Annotated in this window: 3 protein-coding genes; all 3 read right to left on the bottom strand. The window is 43.9% G+C overall.

The genetic code is table 11. The features are described 5' to 3' along the window. Positions 1 to 74 precede the first annotated feature (74 nt). The 3 genes from QT992_RS32985 to QT992_RS32975 all read right to left on the bottom strand — a co-directional run bounded on the left by QT992_RS32985 (position 75) and on the right by QT992_RS32975 (position 4,320). Entirely contained in the window at positions 75 to 320 is a 246-nt protein-coding gene (locus QT992_RS32985; RefSeq protein ID WP_333342996.1) for a type II toxin-antitoxin system VapB family antitoxin, read from the bottom strand. A gap of 37 nt (positions 321 to 357) precedes the next feature. Further along, positions 358 to 591, bottom strand: a complete 234-nt coding sequence (locus QT992_RS32980; RefSeq protein WP_333342997.1) for a hypothetical protein — start codon at positions 589 to 591, stop codon at positions 358 to 360. 345 nt (positions 592 to 936) lie between these two features. Further along, positions 937 to 4,320: an Eco57I restriction-modification methylase domain-containing protein gene (locus tag QT992_RS32975; protein ID WP_333342998.1), complete on the bottom strand. Its 3,384-nt coding sequence runs from the start codon at positions 4,318 to 4,320 to the stop codon at positions 937 to 939. Between the last annotated feature and the right edge of the window lie 339 nt (positions 4,321 to 4,659).

The raw sequence follows: 4,659 nt of genomic DNA, 5'->3' as shown, positions 1-4,659 counted from the left end.
CCGTCCTTTTTGGACGGGCGGGACGCCCATCCCACAATAACAATTAAAATTGTAAGTTATTTAATTCGCGAGCCTTAAGCAGTTCGATCGCGAATATCTCCCCAAATTTCATCAGGATTTAAACCCAGTTCATGCAGTTGATATTTTTCACGAAATGCAGTGAGAGATTCTCCAAAGCTCTGTTCGAGATTCTGTGGCTGTTTGCGACGTTGAATGTATTCGCGCAAGGCGATTTCAACTAAGGTTTCGATCGCAATTTCTCGCTCCAGTTCGATCGCCTCTTGCAGCAGTGCCGTATCCACATTTAGGTTCGTCACCATTGGCTTTCCTCTTTTAAATGACATATTTCATCGGCAGCTATGACCAATCTAATTCATCGTCAGTATCCCCTTGAAACTCGGCAATCTCGAAATCGTCTGCGGTGGATTGTTGAGTACCAGCAAACATTCCAAACTGGATAAATGTAGGCGATCTAGGAATGGATGGCGCAGCCAAAAAAGTAATCAGGACGCGGCTTTCATAAATGTTTTCAGGAACTTCTAAAAGTTCGATGACTCCATTTCTGTAAAATCCTTCAAATGCTTGGAGCATAATGATTCACCTCGCGTACAAAGTATGGTCTATCGACTCGCTAGCTCACAATCCCAGTCTAACAAATCTTCCCCAAAAAACACAATTTTTTAATCTGATATAGTCCTGGACGCAAAAACAACGTGTTTCTGTCATTACGTTCGTAGGGGCGGGTTCACCAACAATACCAGCCAATAATTGATAATCTCAAAAACCCGCCCCGGCCGGGATATTATGATTAATGGAAGCGTAACGATGATGAAGTGTCCACAAAATTAGAGCGCCTTTTCTAAGGAAACTCATTCTCAGTGATACTGCTCTAATATTCTATCAAATCTGTCGGGCGATGGCGTCCCGCCCCGCAAGCTACGGCATTCGCGGAGGTGCTGTTTTCCACATCAAATCTATTTCCTCCGGTGTCAATCCATAAGCTTGATTAACTAAGTCGGATAACCGGTGTTCGAGTCTCAACGCCTCAGCTTTGCGAGATTGAATGGCCGGTGCATATTCATTATAAGTTTCGCGGACTGCTTTTAGTCCAGCAACACCGAGAGGATCGGAGGATTTAGTTTTCGGCATTCGCTTTCGGATTTCTGCTACGAATTCTGCAAAGGAAAGGGTAGAAAAATCTTCGAGTTTTTGTCCGAGTTTATCAATTAAATAAGTGATTTCCAGCCATTGCAAGACATCTCGGTGAGTTTCTTGATTAATTTTGGCGATTTCAATTAAACGGCTGACAATTAGTTCGACTTCGGCACGAATTGAGTCAGTTGGTGGTGCGATGGGTAAAGTTTCTACCTGTTCTCTAAACATTCGCAGTGTGTCATTGATTCCTTTTTGCAAAGTGTGGTGACAAATCCACCAAGTTATTGGCGAACACAGCCACCCAAGCATATAAAAATTTCCTGTTGGCCATAGATAGCAAGTATTCACTGGGTATACCTCTTGATCGACGAAGCAAAACCAAGAATAAGTAGCCAAATCTTGAGTGATAATTTTTGGTTCTTGAAAAACGTTATAGTAGGCACACGATCGCAGTTCCCACCAGTAACGCCCTTGGTCGGAACGCTTAGACAGTTTTTCTTGCATCGGCTTCATATACTTATATACCGATGGAAATATTTGTGCAAATACTTCCTCTGCTTTATCGTTTGCGGTACTCCACGGCCATACACTATCGCTGCTAGATTTCAGCAAAATAATCCAAAGATTTTCCCACTCTGGACTCCAGCGTTTAATGTTCTGACCTCGCAATAATGGCTTGATGATTTCAGCCGATTTAGGGTCTGCTTGAACTAGACTTTTTTTAGTAGCTTCATCAATTAAAAAAGCCTCATTCAATCCTGTTAAAATACCTCGATAAGGCTTAACCCCTGCAAAATCTTTTAGGGGAACAGCCACTCGTTGAATTTTCTGCATCAACTCATCAACAGCAGGAGGTTCCAGACTCCAAGCAGTCGCAGTGAAGCGAGATCGCGAAATTTGATAACCGTGTTGGTGAACGTATTGTGTAAGGTTGATATTAGCAAGTTCCTCGCGGGGAACCGGACAAACAATCACAGGCGAATTAGGTTCAGATTTACCTGGCTCAATCTCGCTTTCAGTTTCAGAGATACATAGAGAAGCGTTAGGTTTTCTAACTGCGACAATACAGGGAAAAGTATCAGCATCCTCAAAAATTGGCGCGTGTCCGAAATCAATAATTTGCTCTAGTAAACCTTGACTGGCAAAAAACTTGCGTAGAGGTTCGCCGTATCCCGACCTCAGCCATTTATTTGTGACAATATACGAAAGCACTCCCCCCGGTTTGAGAATGTTTAATCCGAGTTCATAAAAGTAAGTATAAAGGTCTGCTACGCCATTATAGGATTCATAATTCGCTTGCAAGTATGGTTTAATTGGAGACAGCAACTCCTGTCGCACGTAAGGCGGATTGCCAAGGACAACATCAAAACCGCCATCAGCAAAAATCTGGGGAAATTCAGCTTGCCAATCAAACGCTGTATCTGCTACATTACTGTCAGCGACGAGCGAGTTTCCCGCTTTAATATTATCATCCAAGTAAGTCAGCGTTTTACCAGCTTGGGCCGTCTTCAACCACAGGGAAAGTTTGGTAATTTCCGCCGATTCCGGCAGCAAATCTACGCCGTACAGGTTGTTGCTTAAAATGCTTCTGTCAAATTCCAGCGAGTTGCCGTCTTTTGGCTTACATCCCAAAGCATTCAATTCGCGATCGACTCTTTCATACTGCTGCATCAAATAATCAAAAGCCGCAATCAAAAAAGCTCCCGAACCGCACGCCGGATCGATAACGCGCGTTTTTTGCAGCACCTCGTCTCGATATGCTTTCCAAAACTTAATTGCAGTTTTCTTTGCCGGCTGCACCGACACTTCAGCAACTTCGCCCATTAGGAAGAAATCGCGCAATTCTTGCTCTCGCCGCTGCAAATAGCCGCCGAGAGAAACCTCGACAATATACTGAGTAATAAAAGCAGGCGTGTAAAACACACCTTGAGTTTTCCGCTTGCCTTTTTTCTGATTGTATTCCTGTCCGGCAGTTTCAGCATTTAATTCTTCCAAATCTGTAACAGACTGCTCGAAAATATGCCCCAAAATATCGACGGAAACTTCGGTATCAAAATCAAAGCGCGTCAGCTTATTAAGCAGACTGCATAAAGGATTTGGCACAGTCAATTGTGCGTCTAAAACCGGATCGAACTTAAATAAACCGCCGTTGTATCCCGGTACAGGAGGGTCATCATTTCCCACATCTACCCAGCGAAATACAGATTGATAATTTTCCCAAATTAATCTAGGATTGTATTGATCCTTGTGGTCGTGAGCGTTGCTGAGGGTGTTTCGGGGCAGCAACCCTTTATCTTCACAAAAAGCAATGAATAAAACGCGGTCTAAAGTTTTTTGAGCTTTTTCGATGAGTACGCGATCGCGGTTGGGGATATCCTGCGGCCCAGAAAAGCGAAAATGTTTGACGAGAGCGAGTCTAATTGCTTTGTACTCTTGATATAATTTATTGGTAACTTCTTCTTGAGCTTCGTCAGAGTCTTTTAACAGTCTGTCAATAACAGAACCTATTTGCTCTTGGTTTTTCGGCAAAAAATTGCGGCGACACAGCAGAAAGTAAAACCGCTTAAAAGCTTCAATATCCGCCAAGTCAGCTAGAAAAAATTGTTCGTAATAAGCGGGAGTTTTATTGGTATGATAAAGTCGCAACTCTCGATAATTCGAGACAATCATCCAGCGACAATCGGGTGTATAATTAGCGTAGCGCCAACCTTGGTCAACGGCTGATTCGGTTCGCGCAGGATGCTGATGTGATGCAGGACGGTCTAAATCATTTTTCGATCCCTTGAGTTCGATCGGAGCAATCACTTTACCTTGCAGGGACACGGCTTTGCCTTTAGGATGATTGTCAGCAGCAGTAAAAAAGCCGATCGCCCCGTCAGCAGAACCGCCGCCATCAGCTATCGTTTGTTCGGCGTTAATTTCCCAAGCTTTCCCCGCACCTTGAATTACCGAGCAATATCCCAAAATATCCTGAAAAATATCATTAATAAAATTGCCGTGCAGCGAAACTTCTTTAACTTCGTTTAACGTACCCGTTTTAAGTGCAGTAATCCACGTTCCCAATTTTTGGTGCCGCACTTCCATATCTTGCGGAAAGCTAAAAGCACGCAAAGCAGTGTTCAGTGTTTTGCTGTGAAAAAGGGCGCGAGTAGAGCGATTTGTCATCTTTTCAAGCAGGTTAATAAAGTTAATTTTACAGCATCCAAGTGCAACAGCGGCTCAGACCTTCTGCTATCAAATCAGTTACTGCAGATTCCACGTTTAGGAAGTATACCCCGCGATCTCTTCGAGTGCCGTAGGGACGCGGGGCCTTGTAGGGACACTCCAAGTGCCCATTGGGCTCAACTTAGCGTTAAACCCGCAGTCCGGCAGGGGTTGAAACCCCTGCCTCAAAGCGAAAGTCCTCTGAAGAGGACTGAAAAATTCATCAGTCCTCTTCAGAGCGTTCCACCGGCGTCGCACGCCGGTTATGAATAAAAGAAACAGTAAAGCTAGCCCAAAAGT

Origin of the sequence: Microcoleus sp. T3_D1, assembly GCF_036700405.1 — a bacterium.
Taxonomy (GTDB): Bacteria; Cyanobacteriota; Cyanobacteriia; order Cyanobacteriales; family Microcoleaceae; genus Microcoleus.
The sequence above is the reverse complement of the archived record's forward strand: the minus strand, read 5'-3'. Positions and strand labels throughout refer to the sequence as shown.